This window comes from uncultured Pseudosulfitobacter sp. (genome assembly GCF_963976325.1).
GTDB lineage: Bacteria > Pseudomonadota > Alphaproteobacteria > Rhodobacterales > Rhodobacteraceae > Pseudosulfitobacter.
In genome coordinates this window covers 1-18,230 of the sequence record NZ_CAXBJW010000003.1, presented here as the reverse complement: position 1 = coordinate 18,230, position 18,230 = coordinate 1, and the positions used below count along the sequence as shown (strand labels likewise).

Sequence of the window (18,230 nt, the reverse complement as noted above, 5' to 3'; positions counted from 1 at the left end):
GTCAGATGCGATCTTCGAACAGGTCGGTCAGGGGCAGTTGCGTTTTGACAAACGGCGTCTTCATCACGACGAAGCTGAAATACTTGTCGATCCCGACGCTTCGGTCGATCAAGGCTTCGATCACGTTCTGATAGTCGGCGATAGACGACGTGACAAATTTTGCCAGATAGTCGTAACCACCTGATACCAGATGACATTCCACACAGGACGGCACCTTTTCCAGTGCCTCCTGAAAACGGGCAAAGTCGATCTGGCGGTGGTTGCTCAGGGTGAATTCGGTGAACACCGTGAGCGTATCGCCCAGCTTGGCCACGTCGATCCGCGCGGCATAGCCGACAATGTACCCGGCCTTTTGCAGCTTTTTGACGCGCATCAGGCAGGGCGACGGCGACAGGCTGACCAGATCGGCCAGCTCGACATTGGTGATACGTCCATTGCGCTGAAGCTCGGCCAGAATCTTCAGGTCAATCCGGTCCAGCTTATAACGGGTTGTCATTTGCTATCCTTCGGAGTCTGCACGCCTTGTGTCCCCTTGTGAACGTCAGCCACCCCTTATAGTCAACCGCATTCGACATGAAATGCTGTTTGTGTGGTGACATCCGGCACAAGTGTTTGAACAGGATGGCGTAAGTTTTGGCAACAAATCGGAGAACTTCATGCCCGCGCCTTTGATGCAGATTGAGACACACGAAACTTTGCCCGAACACGCCGATTGCGTGGTGATCGGCGCAGGCATTGTCGGCGTCAGCGCCGCCTATTGGCTGTCGCGGGCGGGTCTGCGTGTGGTGCTGCTGGAAAAGGGGCGCGTGGGCGCGGAACAGTCCAGCCGCAACTGGGGCTGGTGCCGTCAGCAAAACCGCGATGCACGCGAATTGCCGCTGTCGACCAAAAGCCTGGGGCTGTGGGAACAGATGGCCGAAGACATCGGCGCCGATCTTGGCTTTCGGCGCTGTGGTTTGCTGTATCTGTCCAATGATCAGGCCGAACTGGACGGCTGGGCCAACTGGGGCCGCTTTGCACAAGGCGAAGGTGTGGACACCCGCATGTTGGACAGCGCCCAGGCGACCGCGCGCGGGGCCGCGACAGGCCAGTCGTGGGTTGGTGGCGTTTGGTCCCCGACAGACGGCATTGCCGACCCGTCGCGCGCCGCACCGCTGATCGCCCAAGGGGCAATCAAACACGGTGCCACGGTGGTGCAGAATTGCGCCGCGCGCGGGATTGAAACCAGCGCAGGCGCGGTGTCGGGGGTTGTGACCGAACGCGGCACGATCAAGACATCCCAGGTGGTTTTGTCGGGCGGCGCTTGGGCGGGCAGCTTCCTGCACCAGTCGGGCATTTTCTTCCCCCAGGCCTCTGTCCGCAGCTCGATCCTGTCGCTGAACCCGGTGCCCAGGGATTTGCCCGATGCGCTGCACACGGCGGCGGCGTCGGTCACGCGGCGTCATGACGGCGGCTACACCGTGGCGGTGTCCGGGCGCAGCCATTTCGATCCGACACTGCGGATGATCCTGGGCGCCAAGCATTTCCTGCCGATGTTCGCCAAACGCTGGAAATCCCTGTCGCCGGGTGGATTGCAGGCGTGGAAGGCGGCGTTCGAGACCCGCGCGATCTGGGCGCTGGACCAGCAGACCCCGATGGAACGCAACCGCATCCTTGATCCGCGCCCGTCCAAGGCACACGTGGACGAGGCATTGCGCCGCGCCCGCGCGCTGTTGCCCGCGTTGAAGGATGTCGGGATGCAGCAAAGCTGGGCGGGCTATATCGACAGCACCCCCGACGGTGTGCCGGTGATCGATTCCGACATCGGCGTGCCGGGGCTGACGCTGGCGGCGGGCCTGTCGGGCCACGGCTTTGGCATCGGTCCGGGGGTGGGGCATCTGGTGGCTGATCTGGTGCTGAACCGCCAGCCGATCACCGAAACCGCCCAGTACAAGCTGAACCGGTTTGACCAGTCGCAATGGGGCAAGGTTTCGAAATTCTGACCTCATGCCGCGAACCGTTTGATGTCAAAGGGGGCCAGCGGCGTATCGCAGCTGCCCGTCGCGATCAGTTCGGCCATGGCGTCACCCACGCCGGGGCCCAATTGGAACCCGTGGCCGCAAAACCCAAACGCGTGGAACAATCCGGGCGTGGTGCCCGACGGCCCCATGACGGGCAGGTCATCGGCCACGTAGCCCTCGCAGCCCGACCACTGTCGGATCACCGCAACATCGCGCAAGGACGGCACCAGGCGCACCACCGTGCGCAACTGCTGCGCCAGGCGGGCGGGATCGGCCGTGGCGTGGCCCGTGTCGGGGTTCACCGGCGTGCGGGCAACGCCGCCGCCAAAGACAACATTGCCGCGTTCGACCTGACGCAGATAGGCGCCAATCTCTTGCGACCACATGCCGACAACCGGCAGGATGCGGTGGGGCAGCGGTTCGGTCACGCCCATTTGCGGGCCATGCATGGACAACGGCACGTCTTCGCCGAACTGCGCGGCAATCGCCTTGCCCCAAGCGCCGGCACAGTTCAGCAACAGCGCGCTTTGCAATGTGCCTCGGCTGGTCTGCACGGCAAAGCCGCTATCGGTTGCCGTGATCGCCTGCACCTTGGTGTGGGGCAGAACATTCACCCCCAACCGCGCAGCGGCATCGGCAAAGGCGGGCGCAACAAGTCGCGGGTTGGCCGACCCGTCCTGCGGCGAGAACGACGCGCCGATGGCATCCGCGCCCAAACCCGGAAAGCGGCGGCGCAACTCTGTGGCGTTCAGCTCTTCCAGCGTCAGCCCCCAAGGCGCGGCGGCATCGGCAAAACGGCGCATGTCGGCGCGGCTTTCTTCGTCAAAGATCAGGCGCACATGGCCGGTGGCGCGAAATTCGACATCGCGGCCCAGCAGTGTTTCGGTTTGCGCCCACAGCGCGCGCGACCGGTGGGCCAGCGGCATTTGCGGCAGAAAACGCCCCGTGCGCCGGATGTTGCCAAAGGACGCGGTGGTGGCCCCGGCACCAATGGCGTTGGGGTCAATCAGCGTGACAGCGATGCCGCGACGGGCCAGGAAAAACGCGGCACTTGTGCCCATCAATCCCCCGCCCAAAACGATCACATCCACAGCTTGCCCCCTTGCGTGATTTGTTGCCAACATCAGACCGCACAGGGTGGCACCGCGTCAAAGACCGGATATGATATAGGTCATAAGCCGAACTTATGGGGGTGCCATGCGCGCGCGACAGCTTGAAGTGTTCACCGCCGTGATGCGGGTGGGAACGGTGACCGGGGCGGCGCAGTCGCTGAACATATCGCAGCCCGCGCTCAGCCAGATCTTGCTGCATTGCGAGGACGAGCTGGGGTTCAAGCTGTTCGACCGCGAAAAGGGCCGACTGCGACCCACCGCCGAGGCGCTGGAAATCCATGCCGAGGCCGAACGGCTGTTTGCAGGTCTCGAGGGGTTGCGGCGCAAGACCCAGGATCTGCGGTTGGGTCAGGCGGGGCTGGTGCGGGTCGCGGCGTCGGTGCCGCCCGCGATGTCGCTTTTGCCCGACATTCTGGCCCGCTACCGTGCCGGATACCCCGATGTTCTGCTGCGCAGCCATGTCGCCCCCATCGGGTCGCTGATCGCCTTGTTGCGCGCGGGCGACGCGGCGTTGGCCATGGCAATGGACGATCAGATGACCCCCGACATCGTGGTCGAACATCTGGGCGTCACCACCTTTTGCTGCCTGTTGCCCAATGATCATCCGCTGGCCGCACAAGACACCGTGTCCTTTGCCGACCTGCAAGCCGAAACGGTCATTTCCTATCGCAGCCCCACCCGCCCGCGGGACGAGCTGGACAAGGCCGCGCGCGCGAAAGGCCACGACTTTTCCGCCCAGCTTGAAATCGAAGTGTCGATTTCGGCGGTGGGCTTTGTTCAGGCGGGGCTGGGCGTTGCGGTGGTCGATGCGCTGATGCCGTGGCACCAGTTTCAGGGTGTCACCACCCGTCCGCTGCAAGACAGTCCAAAGCTGCCTTTGTCCCTGCTGACGCTGGCGGGCAAAACCCTGTCGCGCGCCGAAGAAGGGATGCGCGACGAGATCCGCAAGCTTTGCGCCGAGCGGTTGATCCCGCAGCCATAAGTTCGACTTATGGACTGCCTCTGCATGGGTCTTGGACCCCTGCCGCACTTTCTGATGGTTTGGACGCGAACGCATCGCACCTGACGAAAGGACGTTATTATGGATGGCGCAACACAGCCCAAACCCGACTGGAAGATCGGGGTCGATATTGGCGGCACTTTCATGGATTTCTGCGCGCTTGAAACGGTTTCCGGACGTGTCGCGTCGCTCAAGGTGCTGACAACGCCCGACGATCCGGGGGCCGAACTGTTGGACGGTTTGCGCCTGCTGGCCGAACGCGAGGGGCTGGACCCGGCATATGTCACGCGTTTCGTGCATGGCACCACGGTCGGGATCAACACGATCATCCAGCGCAAGGGGGCCAAACTGGCGCTGATCACTAATGCAGGTTTCGAAGACGTGATCGAACTGGCGCGGCTGCGGATGCCGGATATGTATTCGCTGTTCTGCCACCGGCCCGATCCGCTGATTGGCCGCGACATGGTGTTCGGCGTGCCGGTGCGGATGCGCGCCGACGGGTCCGAAGCACTGGCGCCTGACGCCGCCTCGGTCGCAGACGCCGCGCGTCAGGCGCAGGCTGCCGGCGCGGATGGCGTTATCGTGGCGCTTTTGCACAGTTGGCGCGACACCGGCCAAGAGGCGGCGGTCAAGGCAATGATCGAAGCCGCCACACCCGGGATGTTCGTTTTCACCTCGTCCGAGGTCTGGCCGGTGATCCGCGAATATGAACGCACCTCGACCGCGATCCTGAACGGATATGTGCACCCGCGCGTTGCGGGCTATCTGACCGCGCTGGAAAGCCGTCTGGACGCTCAGGGCGTTCCGGCCAAGGCGATGCTGACACGTTCAAACGGCGGGTTGATGAGCGCGGGGCAGGGGCGGCGCGACTGCGTGTCAATGCTGCTGTCCGGCACCGCCTCGGGTGTGATCGGCGCGTCGTGGCTGGCACGCCAGGCGGGCGAAGCGCGGGTGCTGACGCTGGACATTGGCGGCACCTCGGCGGACTTTGCGCTGATCGTGGACGGCGAAGTGCAATATGGCACGGATGAACAGGTCGGAGAATTTCCGCTGCACATCCCGTCGGTCTCTGTCAGCTCGATCGGCATCGGCGGCGGGTCGATTGCCACGCTGGGCGCTCTTGGCGTGTTGCGCGTCGGCCCTGAATCCGCGGGATCGAACCCCGGTCCGGCCTGCTATGGCCGTGGCGGCACCGATGCAACGGTGACCGATGCGCTGGCGGTGTGCGGCTGGCTGGGGCATTCGGAAATGGCCTATGGCCAGTTGCGCATGAACGTCGATCTGGCGCGTCAGGCCGTGGGTGTGCTGGCCGACCAACTGGGCCGCAGCATCGAGGAAACGGCGCAGGCGATCATCGACATCGCCGTGTCCGAAATGTTCGTCGAGGTGGAAAAACTGTGCTCGCGCGCGGGCGTCGACCTGCGGGACTTTGCCCTGATGCCCTTTGGCGGCGGCGGCCCGATGCTGGGCGCGTTTCTGGCCCAGGAACTGGGCATGTCCCGCGTGATCGCGCCGCGCCGCCCCGGTGTGGTGTCGGCGCTGGGGGGGCTGGTGGCCGACCTGCGCGGCGATTTCATCCGCACGGTCTATGCCCCGCTGACAGACGCGGCGCTGCCACAGCTTGAACAGGACTTTGCCGCGCTGGCGGACGAAGGCCGCGCATGGCTGGACGCTCAGGGTTTTGAGGGCACCGCCGATCTGCGATTGTCCGCAGACATGCGCTACGCAGGCCAAAGCTTCGAGATCGAGGTGGCGCTGTCCCCCGACTGGTTGGGCTCGGCCGACCAGATCGCGGCGGCCTTTCACCAAACGCACAAACGCATCTACGACTTTGAAGACCCCGACGGAAAGGTCGAACTGGTCAACCTGCGCCTTTCCGCACTCGGGGGTGCGCCAAAGCCCACGTTCCCGGTGTCGCAAGCCACGCAAGAACAGGCCACGGCGGACCGTCATGTGCCGGTCTGGATCAACGGCTGGCGTGATGTGCCGATCTATGACCGTGCCCAACTGGGCGGCGGTGCGGTGTTCGACGGCCCCGCGATTGTGGCCCAAGAGGACACGACCTTTGCCGTCCCGCCGGGTGCCCGTGCCCACGTCGACGCCCATCTGAACATTCACCTTAGCCTCGTGGAGCAATCCGATGTCTGATAAAATGACCCTTCAGGTGCTGGCCAACCACGCGCGCGCCGCTGCCGAAAACATGGCCCACACCCTGCACCGCACCGCGCATTCCGCCTTTGTCAAGGAAACGCAGGACTTTACCGTGCTGCTGATGGACAAGATCGGTGACACCTTTGCCGTGCCCATGGATCTGGGGGCCACCTGGTATCCCGGCCTGTCCCACGGATCGGCGATCACCATGGTCGATGATTACCGCCCGGGCGACGTGGCCTTTACCAACGATCCCTATTCCGGTCAGGTCGCCACCCACACACCGGACACGCACCTGTGGCGCCCGATCTTTGACGGCGACGACATCGTGGCCTTTGCGGGCGGGCATATCCACAACACCGACATGGGCGGTGCGGTGCCTGCATCGCTGTCCCGCTCGCTGACCGAAATTCATCAGGAAGGCATCCGCTTTCCCCCGATGAAGCTGGTGAACGAGGGGGTCTTTGACCCGCAAATCCTTCGGATCATGGAAACCAACGTGCGCAAGCCCGCGCTGAACATCGGCGACATCAAGGCACTGGCCGGCGCGCTCAGCACCGGCGAACGCAAGGTGCAGGCGATGATCTCGCGCTTTGGCAAGGCCGGCTTTTTGCAAGGTGTCAGCGCGCTGATGGATCAGTCCGAGGCGCAGGCGCGTGACATTCTCAGGGCAATACCCGACGGTGAATACGTCTTTGCCGACTATGCCGACGAAGACAGCGACGAGGCGAACCCCTGCCGCCTGAAGCTGACCTTGCGGATCACCGGCGACAGTGCCGTGCTGGACTTTACCGGATCGGACCCGCAACTGGCGTCGTCGCTGAACGTGCCATCGGGCGGCAACCCGCGCCACACCATCCTGTTGGTGGGGGTCTACTATGTCCTTTACACGCTGAACCCGCGCATGTTGCTGAACACGGGCATGACGCGGCCCTTCACCTGCATTGCGCCCGAAGGCACGGTTTTGAACCCGGTTGAACCGGCGGCCGTGGGGATGCGGTCGCTGACCTGCGCGCGGCTGCGGTCTGTGATCTTTGGTGCGTTCAGTCAGGCCATTCCCGACCGGATGCCCGCAGCCCCCGCTGGCAACAACTGTATCGTCAACGTGATGACCCGCGACGAGCGCACCCAGAAGACAGTGATCGCGGCGGTCAATCCTGTCGTCGGCGGCGGCGGCGGGATGCCGCACCGTGATGGGTCGAACGGGTCGGGCGCAGATGCCGCCTACCTGAAAAACACCCCCATCGAGATCACCGAGACCGAAGTGCCGGTGGAGTTCGTGAAATACGGACTGGCCCAGGACAGCGGCGGGGCAGGGTACTGGCGCGGGGGGCTGGCGACCGAAATGGCGTTCCGGGTCTTTTCCCCCGATACCCGCATCACGGCGCGCAACCGCGACCGGTCGTTCTTTCGCCCCTGGGGCACGTTGGGCGGCCATGCCGCAGGTCTGTCCGACATGATGATCAACCCCGGCACGCCACAGGCGCGGCCTTTGGGCAATGTCGACACCGCAATTCTGGAACCGGGCGACGTGCTTGAAATCCGCTCGGCCGGTGGTGGCGGGCGCGGTGATCCGTTGCAGCGCCCCACCGCGCGGGTCGCGCGGGATGTCGTCGGTGGCTATGTCTCGGTCGAGGCCGCGCGCCGCGAATATGGCGTGGTCATCACCGACGGCGTGGTGGACGAAGACGCAACCACGGCCCTGCGTGCGTCCATGACGCCCCACACCCTGCATTTCCACTTTGGCCCCGAACGCGAGGGTTACGAGGCACAGTGGACCGATGCGGCCTATGACCTGCTGACGCAAATCCTGGCCGACCTGCCGATCCACTGGCGGTTCTTCACCAAGACCGAGATTTTCCGCCGGATGAAAGGCCGCAAAGGGCCCGAAGGTGTCACCGCAGCCTTTGCCGAGGTCTGCGAACGGTTCCCCGCGTTGCCCCATGCGGCCCCCCGAAAAGAGGCCGCAGAATGACAGGACGGCTTGTCCGGCTGGCCGAAACGGCGCGCCCGAAGGTGTCGTTCACCTTTGACGGCGCGGCATTGACGGCGCTGGAAGGCGACACGGTTCTGACCGCGATCCTGATGTCGCGCGGTGCCCTGCGACAGGCCGAATTCGGCCCCGAAAAACGGTCCGGCTTTTGCCTGATGGGGGCCTGTCAGGACTGCTGGATTTGGCAGGAGGACGGCGCGCGCCTGCGGGCATGCTCGACCGTGTTGCAAGCGGGCATGCGTCTGCGGTCCGCCGCGACGGATGCATGGCCCGCAACCGGAGATACGCCATGAGCCGGGTGCTGATCGTCGGCGCAGGCCCCGCAGGCATCCGCGCGGCGCAGCGGTTGGTGGCAGCGGGCCTGCATCCCGTCGTCGTGGACGAAGGGGCGCGGGCCGGTGGCCAGATCTATCGCCGCCCGCCCGAAGGATTCACGCGGCCGCCGCAGACACTGTACGGGTCAGAGGCGGACAAGGCCTTGGATTTGCACCGTTGTTTCGACAGAATGCTGGACGCGGGCCAGCTCAGCTATCACCCGCGCAGTTCTGTTGTGGCCCTTGGCGCGCAGGGCGCGCAGGTGCTTGGGCCGGATGGTGTGGATACCCTTGCTTATGACAAGCTGATCCTTGCAACCGGCGCCACCGACCGGCTGGCGCCCGTGCCCGGCTGGCAAAGCGCCGGCGTCTATTCACTGGGTGCCACGCAGATCGCGCTGAAATCGCAGGGCGTGGCGCTGGGGCGGCGGATGGTGCTGGCCGGATCAGGGCCATTGCTGACGCTGGTTGCATCGCAACTGCGCAAGGCAGGTGCGCAGGTCGTGGCGGTTCTGGACACCGCGCCGCTGACCACACAGGCAGCAGGCGTCATTGGCATGGCGCTGGCGCGTCCGCGTGTCACTTTGCGTGGTGCGGTGATGCGCGCGGGGCTGGGGCGCAGCTATCACGCAGGCGTCACGCTGACGCGGATCGCGACGGACACCACAGGGCCGACGCAGGTCCACTGGCAGGATGCACATGGGCGCGATCACGCGACGTCCTGCGATATGGTGGGGCTTGGCTGGCACCTCAGGGCCGAAACGCATCTTGCCGATCTTGCAGGTGTTTCAATGGCTTGGGACACGGTGTTTCACCAATGGCTGCCGCAGACCGACACCATGGGCCGCGCCGCCACGGGTGTGTATCTGGCAGGCGACGGGATGCGGATACTGGGGGCAGACGGCGCAGAACTGGCCGGCAAAATCGCCGCCAGCGCCTGTTTGCAGGACCTTGGCTTGCCCGCGCCTGATACGGGCCGCGAGCTGAAGGAAATACGCCGGATGCAACGCTTTGCCAGCGCCATGCAGCGGGCGTTCCCGTGGCCTGCGCAGATGGTCCGCGATCTGCCCGCCGACACGGTCCTGTGCCGTTGCGAAGGCATCAGCGTCGGCGACCTGCGCGCGACCTTGCCGCTGTCAGGCCCCGAGGCGAACCGTGCAAAATCCCTGTCGCGCGTCGGGATGGGGCGATGTCAGGGGCGCTATTGCCAGCTTGCCGGTGCCGAGGTTCTGGCCGCCGAAGCCGGTGTTCCGGTGGACAAGATCGGACGGCTGCGCGGGCAACCACCGGTGCGTCCGGCGCCGATCAACGCCTATCTGGACAAGGGGGCGGACCCACGCGCGACATAATCTGCTGCCGCCGCCGGTCTGATGGCGGATGATGCTGGGCAGTCCACACTTTCAGCACCTGTTTGTACATATTTCCGGCGATCCTGTACGTAATTCTTGCAATACGAGGTGCCCGATGTCCTTTGCCTATGATCCCAGCGATCTGACCCTTCCCAATGCGCATTTTATCGGCGGAGAATATGTCGCTGGCGCTGCGGCGCTGAACGTCGTGTCGCCGTCCACCGGTGCAATCATCGGTGAAATCCCCTGCGCTGATGCGGATGTGGTGGACCGCGCGGTTCAGGCCGCCCGCACCGCGCTTGGGACGTCGAACTGGGGCGGGATGCAACCGCGCGACCGCACCCGCGCCCTGTGCGCCTGGGCCGATCTGATGGAGGCCGAAGCCGAAACGCTGGCAGCACTTGAAGCGATCTGTTCGTCGCGTCCCTATGCGCATGTGCTGACAGGCGACATCGTGGTGACGGCTGAACAAATCCGCTTCTTTGCCGAGCTTGCGGACAAGGAATGCGGCGCGCTGGCGCCGGTGTCGGACAGCCACTTTGGCTATATCGCGGATGAACCTTACGGTGTGATCGGCGCGATCACGCCGTGGAATTTCCCGATCTCGATGGCCGGTTGGAAGCTGGGGCCGGCCTTGGCTGCGGGCAATGCCGTGGTGTTGAAACCGTCCGAGATGACGCCCTATTCCACCCTGTTCATGGCCGAACTGGCCATCCGCGCGGGCATCCCTGCGGGCATTTTCAACGTGGTGCTGGGCGATGGTCCGACCACGGGGGCCGCGATCACCGGACATGCGGGCATCGACAAGGTGTCGTTCACCGGATCGACCCGCGCGGGCGGCGCGATCATGGAGAACATCGCGCGCACCGGCATCAAGCCGATGACGCTGGAGCTGGGCGGCAAAAGCCCGATGGTGGTCTTTGCCGACGCCGATCTGGATCTGGCGGCGGATTGCCTGGACCGCGGGATCATGTCCAACGCGGGCCAGGCCTGTGTGTCCGGGTCGCGCATGATCGTGGCGCACGAGGTGGCCGACGCACTGGCCGCCAAGCTGACCGAGCGTTTCGCGCGCTATCGCCCCGCCAACACATTTGCGTCCGAGCCGGGATTTTCCCCGATCATTTCCGACACGCAACTGGGCCGGATCGACAGCATCGTGCAGGCATCGGCGTCCCAAGGCGCGGAAATGCTATGCGGCGCTGCGCGGTTCGATCACGAAGGCAGCTATTACCAGCCCACGCTGATCACGGGCGTGGAGGGCACCAACCCCGCCGTGCGCGAGGAAATCTTTGGCCCCGTGGCGACGTTCCAGACCTTCGCGTCCGAAGACGAGGCCATGGCGCTGGCGCATCATGCCACCTATGGACTGTGCGCGGGCCTGTTTACGCGGGACCTCAGCCGTGCCATGCGCCTGACGCGCAAGCTTGATGCCGGGACCGTCTGGGTCAACCGCTATGGCCGGTCGCGCGATCACATTCTGCCCACCACCGGCTGGAAATCCAGCGGGCTGGGCCACGACCTGGGCCGCGAAGCCTATCACGCCAACCGGCGCAAGAAATCGGTGCTGATCGACCTGTAACCCCGATCACGCACGTTGAAGGAGACTGACATGACCACTTACAAACTCGCGCTGATCCCCGGCGATGGCATCGGCGTTGACGTGACCGATGCGGCGATGACCGTGCTGGACGTTGCGGCCAAACGGTTTGGCTTTGCGCTGAATCCGCAGACCTTTCCGTGGTCCTGCGACTATTACGTCAAGACCGGCGCGATGATGCCCGCAGACGGGATCGAAACCCTGCGCGGCTTTGATGCGATCTATCTGGGGGCTGTCGGCTGGCCCGACACGGTGCCGGATTCCGTGTCGCTGCACGGGCTGCTGCTGCCGATCCGCAAGGCGTTTGACCAATACGCCAACATCCGCCCCCACCGTCTGCTGGCGGGTGTCGAGGGGCCGTTGAAGGCGTCCGAATTTGACATCCTGTGCATCCGCGAAAACACCGAAGGCGAATATTCCGGTGCCGGCGGGCGCGTGCATCAGGGCAAGGCGAACGAAGTGGCGGTCGAAACATCCGTCTTCACCCGCGTGGGCGTCGAACGCATCCTGCGGTTCGGCTTTGAACAGGCACAGGCGCGGCGCAAGCATCTGACGTCGGTGACCAAATCGAACGCACAGAAATATTCGATGGTGTTCTGGGACGAGGTCACGCGCGAACTGGCCGCCGAATACCCCGAGGTGACCGTCAGCCACATGCACATCGACGCGATGGCGGCCAAGATGGTGATGAACCCGCAAGATCTGGACGTCGTCGTGGCGTCGAACCTGTTCGGCGACATCCTGACCGATCTGGGCGCAGCCATTCAGGGCGGCCTGGGCTTTGCCGCTTCGGCCAACATTTGCCCCGACCGCTCTGGCCCGTCGATGTTTGAACCCGTGCACGGGTCGGCCCCCGATATTGCGGGCAAGAACATCGCCAACCCGATTGCCGCGATCTGGTCCGGCGCGCAGATGCTGGAGCATCTGGGCGAAACGGACGCCGCCGCCGCTGTGCTGGGCGCGATCGAAGCCGCAACCGCCAAGGGCATTGGCACGCGTCAGGGCCAGAACACAACCGATGACATAACAGCGGCCATTTGCGCCGCGCTGGAGGCTTGACCATGACCCTGCACCATCCCATCACTGCCGATCTGCGCAGCCGCCTGACCGACCCCGATCTGTTCCGCGAGGCGGCGCTGATCAACGGCACGTGGTTTGCACGCGCCGATATGCCGGTCACGAACCCCGCAACGGGCGACGTGATGGGGCATATGCCAGACAGCACCGCCGAGGAAACCACAGCCGCCATCGCCGCCGCCGAAGAGGCGATGAAAGGCTGGCGGGCGCGCACGCACATCGAGCGCGCGGATATCCTGATGAAGTGGTATCAGCTGATGCTGGATCACGCCGACGATCTGGCGCTGATCCTGACCGAGGAACAAGGCAAGCCGCTGGCCGAGGCCAAGGGCGAGGTCATGTATGGCGCGTCCTTCGTGCGCTGGTTCGCGGAAGAGGGGCGGCGGATCAACGGGCACATCATCCCGTCGCCGGTCGCGGGCAAAAAGCTGTTTGCCATGAAAGAACCCGTGGGTGTCTGTGCGATCATCACGCCGTGGAACTTTCCCATTGCGATGATCACCCGCAAGGTGGCCCCCGGTCTGGCCGCTGGCTGCACGATGGTCATCAAGCCGTCTGATTTCACCCCCTATTCGGCGCTGGCGCTGGCTGTGCTGGGCGAACGCGCTGGCATTCCCGCCGGTGTGCTGAACATCCTGACCGGCCGCCCCGAGGTGATCGGCGCGACGCTGACCGCATCATCGGTGGTGCGCAAACTGTCGTTCACCGGATCGACCCGCGTGGGGGCGCTGCTGGCAGAACAATGCGCGCCGACGCTGAAGAAAATGTCGCTGGAACTGGGCGGCAACGCGCCGTTCATTGTTTTCGATGACGCCGATCTGGATACGGCGGTCGAGGGCGCGATGATGTCAAAGTTCCGCAATGGCGGGCAAACCTGCGTATGCGCCAACCGCATTCTGGTGCAGTCGGGCATTCATGACGCGTTCGTGGCGGCCCTGGCAAAGCGCGTGGATGCGCTGACGGTTGGCCCGGGCACGGCAGAGGGCACGATGATCGGCCCGATGATCAACACCGCAGCCATCGCCAAGATCAACGCCCATGTAGACGATGCGCTGTCCAAGGGTGCCAGCCGCGCGACACAGGCACGCGATCTGGGCGCGCAATATGCCGATCCGGTGGTGTTGACCGGTGCCACGACCGACATGCAACTGGCGGACGAGGAAACCTTTGGCCCCGTCGCCCCGATCTTCAAGTTCGAGACCGAGGCCGAGGCGCTGGAGATTGCCAACGGCACGCCCTTTGGTCTGGCGGCCTATTTCTTCACCACCAACATGGCCCGCGCCTTCCGCTTTGGCGAGGCGTTGGAAGTGGGGCTGGTCGGGCTGAACACAGGTGTCGTCAGCCATGCCGAGGCGCCGTTCGGCGGCGTGAAATCGTCGGGGCTGGGCCGCGAAGGGGCGCAAGAGGGGATCGAGGAATATCTTGAAACCAAGGCGTTCCATTTCGGCGGGCTGGATGCCTGACGGCTTTGGCTGCTGATCGCCCGTTCCGGTGATCGCAGCGCCAGTCGGTGAAGGTTTCACCGACTGGCGCAGACCCGGCCGTTAATCGCGGGATGCGATCTGGGTTTGGGTGTTTACGGGGTAGATGAACCCGTGCGTCGCGTAGGTCGATCCCAGGCTGCCCGGAACGCTTTCCAGGCGCACGGCGGTCCAGTCGTTCGCTTTCGACACGTCAACGGCCAGCATTTTCATGGTGACCATGTTCTTTTCCCAATTGGCATGATCGACCTGAATCGTGCGCTCTGAGAGAACCTGCGAGACGACCGCCACGTGCCCCATCGGGTTCCGTCCGGTTGACTTGAACGCCAGAACCGAGCCGGGCACAGGCGCCTGGCTGCGCGGGTAAAGCCCCTTGGCCTTGTCCCACCACAGGTTCGCGTTGCCGTAAATTTCGATACCGCTCAGATCGCGGGCGAAGGGCACGCACCACACACGCGCGCCGCGTTTGTGTTTCGCGTCGACCTCGAGAAGGGCCAGCGTCATGCGGTCCTGATCAATCCCGCTGTGCGTGACTTGTGGTTCTTTCGCGCAGGCTGACACCAGCATACCCAAGGCCAGAATGGCGCAAGGAACCCGTCGCGCATTATTGATTTGAAACATTTTGTGACTGCCCATCTTTTTTAACAGTCATTACCGGCGGCTTGCGATTCTGGCAAATGGCATAGGCGAAAACCCGCAGGTCTGGTATTTTTATTATATCTCAATGTGTTGATGGCGAAAGATAATGTCATCTGCGACACGCCCTGTGGCGCCACAGATACCCGCAAACCCCACGCGCATTGTTACAGTTGCGGTGCTGCAAACCCCTTGCCGATGATCGGCCCGGTGGGGCGTCCGGTGGGCGATCCGCCGACCGGTTCCAGCGTGACCTCGTATAGCTGTTGTGCCATCGGCTCGGGCAGGTGGTCGAATGTCAGCCGCGTCGGGGCGGTCCGGTCAAGCACGCCAAGCGATGTCGCGCCAATTTCGGGCGTTGGCAACGTCCAGACCTGCAACGATCTGTCTGCGGGCACGTCGATGTCGGCCACGAAACGCACCGTTGCGGTGTCGTTGCCATAGTCCTCGACAACGGCCTGCGGAACGCCCTGATCGTCCAGAAGCACGGCAATGACCTGTGGTTCGGAAAGGGGTTGCAGCCAGCTTAGCCCAAAGCCGAAGGCAATCCCGATCATGGCCGCCGCGATAACCCCGGCCATGCGTCCACGCGGCGCGCGTGCGATGTTTGCAGGGCGCGGCGGGGCGGGGGGCGCTGGCGTGGTTGCGGGGGCATCGTCTGCGTGCAGCATCGACAGCGTGCGTTCAACCAGCCCCTCGGGCAGGGCGCGGGGGGCGGCAGACAGGTCCAGCGGCAGCAACTGGTCGCGCAGGCTGCTGACATGACGGGAAAGTTCAGGGTCACGCGCGATCAGTTCTTCAAACAGGCGCATCTCGCCCTCGGGCATCAGCCCCAGAACATAGTCCGACGCCAGATCGCGGATATCGTCAGAAAGACCGGTCATGACAGACACTCCTTCAAGGCACTCAGCCCTCGGCGGATCAGGGACTTGGCCGTCCCAAGGGGCAGGTTCCGGCGCGCCGCGATTTCGCCGTGGCTGAACCCCGCGACATAGGCCAGCAGGATGACCATCCGGCTGGACGCATCCAGCCCACCAAGGCAATCGCGCAGCTTTCCCGGGCCCGCCAGCATTTCCCAGTCTTCCACCGGAACGATCTGCTGGCGGGCCTCTTGAACCAGCGCCAGATCGGCAGGGGCCATGATGCTCAGCCTTTTGCCGTCACGCAAGATATTCAGACAGCGGTTGCGCAGGATGGCATAGATCCAGCCGCGGGCCGATCCAGCAATGGCATCCTGCGTGGCCGCCTTGCGCCAGACCTGCACCATCGCATCCTGAAGCGCCTCTTCGGCAAGGTCGTGGCGTTGCAGCATACGGTATGCCACGCCCAGCAACTGGGGGCCTTCAATCTCAAGGATCGCCGCTATGCCGCTTTGGCGACCATCTGCACAATCTGCCAATGCCTGACGCAGCCGCGCGGCCCTGTCGTGTGGCATATGTTCGTCGGTCATGCGCTGCGCCCCCCAAAGCCCCAAGGCGTTTGCCGATGTCAGATAGATCGCGGCCTTTGCTTGGGGTGTGCCGTCCACCATCGTTCTGATCCCCTGATGCACCATTTGTGAGCCTTTCAAAAGGATAGACACGGCGCAGGCGCTGACGGATGCAATTTTTTTCAAAATCCCTGCATCCAAATGCACGGCCCTTGTGTCTTCGGGACATGGTCGGCGAAAGGCGCCGTGCCGCATTGAACCGAAAACAAAGGAAAATTCTCATGCTTCGTACTGCCGTATATGCAACAACCGCCCTTGGACTTTCCCTTTCCGCTGCCGTTGCGGCCCCCGCCGTTGGCCTTGTCGGTGACAAGACGCTGGTGATGTTCGACACGGAAACGCTGGCCGTTTCGGGCAGGATGGACGTGTCGGGCGTTGACAGCCTGCTGGGCATTGACCTGCGTCCTTCGAACGGCACGCTGGTTGGCGTGACCCCTGACATGCGCATCGTCAGCATTGACACCGCCAGCGGCGAAGCCACCGAAATGGCGGTGATGGACACAGCCCTGCCGCTGGGTGACACACCGGTGATCGTCGATTTCAACCCCGCCGCAGACAAGCTGCGCTTTATGACCGGCACCACCAACCACCGTGTGGATGTCGACACCGGTGCCGTGACCGTCGATGGCAGCCTTGACTGGCAGGCAGGCGACATGCACGTCGGGGAAGAGCCCGCCATCGTGGCTGCCGCCTATATCAACAGCTACGGCAAACCCGAAGCGACCAAGATGTTCGACATCGACGCGACCATCGTCGCCGTGATCCAGCAGGTGTCGCCCAACGACGGCACATTGGGCGCAATCGGCAAGCTGGGCATCGACGCGCCCGCAGACACCTATGCCTTTGACGTGCAAACCAACGAAGCGATGGAGAACATGGCCTGGCTGGTGAACGGCAACATGCTGTATTCGGTTGATCTGGAAACCGGTGCGGCCACCGGCGTCGGCATGGTCGAAGGGGTCGATGGCGACATCCGCGACATCACGATCCTGCCCGCGATGTGATTTGACCATCGTGACCTGAAGGTCGTGATCTGAATGTCGTGATCTGATGATCGGACCGGTGCGGCCTGTGTGGCCGCGCCGGTCACGGTGCCTTGAACGGCAAGGGCGTTTGGAAAACCCTATGCGTCGGGGAACATCGCCGCAATTTCTTCGGGGCTGAATTCGTCAACGGCAACAACCCTTTGCACGGCGGTGTTCACGCGTTGCAACTGTTCGAACTCTCCTTGCGTCATCGCACCGGATTTCAGCGCCGCGTCCGGCGATTGCTTGAGCTTGCGCAACCGTTTGGTCAGCGGTTCCGCGTCGACAACCATGCGGTAAGCCGTATCCAGCAACCCCTGCCCACTGTCGGGTTCCCCCGGATGCAGCGCCCCCACCAGCCGGTCGCGGGTGGCCGAGGGGCTGTACAGGATCATCGCGCATTTTTCGGCCAGCTTGTCCGACGGCCCGCGCGACCGCGACCGTGGCAACAGTGTCGGACGCAGCAGCCAGCCCACCCAGCGGGCGGGGAAATTGGCGATGGTTTCGTCCAGCGCCCGTCCGATGCGGTTGAACGACACTTCGGCCGCGTATTGCACCAGCGGCAAATCCCCGGCGTGCCGTCCGTCGTCTTCCCAGCGTTTCAGGGCCGCCGACACCAGGAACATTTCAGACAGCGCATCGCCCAGGCGCGCCGAGATCATTTCCTTGCGTTTCAGCTCTCCGCCCAGCGTCAGGAACGCCATATCCGCCGTCACGGCAAAGGCCGCAGACCAGCGCGACAGGCGTGCATAAAGCGGCGCAATGTCGCCCGCATTGTCCGGCACCGACCCGCGCCCGGTCCAGCCCGACCACCACGCACGAAAGAAGGTGCGCGTCGAATGGCCCACATGCTTCCAAAAGTGCTTGTCGAAATCGGTCAGTGATTTCTCGCGGTCCGGTTCCTGCAAGGCCTGCATTTCATCCAGCAGATGTGGATGGGCCCGGATCGCGCCCTGGCCAAAGATGATCAGGTTGCGGGTGACGATATTGGCCCCCTCGACCGTGA

Annotated in this window: 16 protein-coding genes; 10 read left to right on the top strand and 6 right to left on the bottom strand. The window is 63.9% G+C overall.

Going from position 1 to position 18,230, the window contains the following annotated elements:
* Position 1 precedes the first annotated feature (1 nt).
* Positions 2–496, bottom strand: a complete 495-nt coding sequence (locus tag AAC077_RS11120) for an Lrp/AsnC family transcriptional regulator (RefSeq protein ID WP_339769537.1) — start codon at positions 494–496, stop codon at positions 2–4.
* 175 nt (positions 497–671) lie between these two features.
* On the opposite strand from AAC077_RS11120, the gene AAC077_RS11115 reads away from it, so the two are divergent.
* On the top strand, positions 672–1,982 hold the full coding sequence (locus AAC077_RS11115; RefSeq protein ID WP_339769535.1) for an FAD-binding oxidoreductase: 1,311 nt from the start codon (positions 672–674) through the stop codon (positions 1,980–1,982).
* A 2-nt stretch (positions 1,983–1,984) separates the two neighbouring features.
* Here the strand turns inward: AAC077_RS11115 and AAC077_RS11110 are convergent, their stop codons facing one another.
* Positions 1,985–3,091 (bottom strand): FAD-binding oxidoreductase, encoded by a 1,107-nt coding sequence (locus AAC077_RS11110; protein ID WP_339769533.1) that lies wholly within the window; start codon positions 3,089–3,091, stop codon positions 1,985–1,987.
* A gap of 106 nt (positions 3,092–3,197) precedes the next feature.
* On the opposite strand from AAC077_RS11110, the gene AAC077_RS11105 reads away from it, so the two are divergent.
* From AAC077_RS11105 to AAC077_RS11070, 8 genes are all read left to right on the top strand, one after another.
* Complete coding sequence (locus tag AAC077_RS11105) at positions 3,198–4,094, top strand: LysR family transcriptional regulator (RefSeq protein ID WP_339769531.1); 897 nt, start codon at positions 3,198–3,200, stop codon at positions 4,092–4,094.
* Positions 4,095–4,193: 99 nt separating this feature from the next.
* A complete protein-coding gene (locus tag AAC077_RS11100; RefSeq protein ID WP_339769529.1) occupies positions 4,194–6,260 on the top strand; it encodes a hydantoinase/oxoprolinase family protein in 2,067 nt (688 codons plus the stop codon).
* A complete protein-coding gene (locus tag AAC077_RS11095) occupies positions 6,253–8,238 on the top strand; it encodes a hydantoinase B/oxoprolinase family protein (RefSeq protein WP_339769527.1) in 1,986 nt (661 codons plus the stop codon). The genes AAC077_RS11100 and AAC077_RS11095 overlap by 8 nt, the downstream gene beginning before the upstream one ends.
* The gene (locus AAC077_RS11090) at positions 8,235–8,549 is read left to right on the top strand and encodes a (2Fe-2S)-binding protein (RefSeq protein ID WP_339769526.1); all 315 of its coding nucleotides are present in this window, start codon (positions 8,235–8,237) and stop codon (positions 8,547–8,549) included. The genes AAC077_RS11095 and AAC077_RS11090 overlap by 4 nt, the downstream gene beginning before the upstream one ends.
* Positions 8,546–9,919: an FAD-dependent oxidoreductase gene (locus tag AAC077_RS11085; protein WP_339769524.1), complete on the top strand. Its 1,374-nt coding sequence runs from the start codon at positions 8,546–8,548 to the stop codon at positions 9,917–9,919. Before AAC077_RS11090 ends, AAC077_RS11085 begins: the two co-directional genes overlap by 4 nt.
* Before the next feature lie 115 nt (positions 9,920–10,034).
* Entirely contained in the window at positions 10,035–11,498 is a 1,464-nt protein-coding gene (locus AAC077_RS11080; RefSeq protein WP_339769523.1) for an aldehyde dehydrogenase family protein, read from the top strand.
* A 30-nt stretch (positions 11,499–11,528) separates the two neighbouring features.
* Positions 11,529–12,575: a tartrate dehydrogenase gene (locus AAC077_RS11075; RefSeq protein WP_339769521.1), complete on the top strand. Its 1,047-nt coding sequence runs from the start codon at positions 11,529–11,531 to the stop codon at positions 12,573–12,575.
* 2 nt (positions 12,576–12,577) lie between these two features.
* A complete protein-coding gene (locus AAC077_RS11070) occupies positions 12,578–14,056 on the top strand; it encodes an NAD-dependent succinate-semialdehyde dehydrogenase (RefSeq protein WP_339769519.1) in 1,479 nt (492 codons plus the stop codon).
* Between the two features lie 81 nt (positions 14,057–14,137).
* On the opposite strand, the gene AAC077_RS11065 is transcribed toward AAC077_RS11070, so the two are convergent.
* The 3 genes from AAC077_RS11065 to AAC077_RS11055 form a co-directional block, all read right to left on the bottom strand.
* Positions 14,138–14,641, bottom strand: coding sequence for a CHAP domain-containing protein (locus tag AAC077_RS11065; protein ID WP_339769517.1), 504 nt, complete (start codon positions 14,639–14,641; stop codon positions 14,138–14,140).
* 236 nt (positions 14,642–14,877) lie between these two features.
* Positions 14,878–15,594 (bottom strand): anti-sigma factor, encoded by a 717-nt coding sequence (locus AAC077_RS11060; RefSeq protein ID WP_339769515.1) that lies wholly within the window; start codon positions 15,592–15,594, stop codon positions 14,878–14,880.
* Positions 15,591–16,280 (bottom strand): sigma-70 family RNA polymerase sigma factor, encoded by a 690-nt coding sequence (locus AAC077_RS11055; protein WP_339769513.1) that lies wholly within the window; start codon positions 16,278–16,280, stop codon positions 15,591–15,593. The genes AAC077_RS11060 and AAC077_RS11055 overlap by 4 nt, the downstream gene beginning before the upstream one ends.
* Before the next feature lie 140 nt (positions 16,281–16,420).
* Between AAC077_RS11055 and AAC077_RS11050 the strand changes: the two genes are divergently transcribed.
* On the top strand, positions 16,421–17,203 hold the full coding sequence (locus AAC077_RS11050) for a DUF4394 domain-containing protein (protein ID WP_339769511.1): 783 nt from the start codon (positions 16,421–16,423) through the stop codon (positions 17,201–17,203).
* Between the two features lie 119 nt (positions 17,204–17,322).
* Here the strand turns inward: AAC077_RS11050 and AAC077_RS11045 are convergent.
* A partial coding sequence (locus tag AAC077_RS11045) for an acyl-CoA dehydrogenase domain-containing protein (protein ID WP_339769509.1) occupies positions 17,323–18,230 on the bottom strand: 908 nt, incomplete at its 5' end.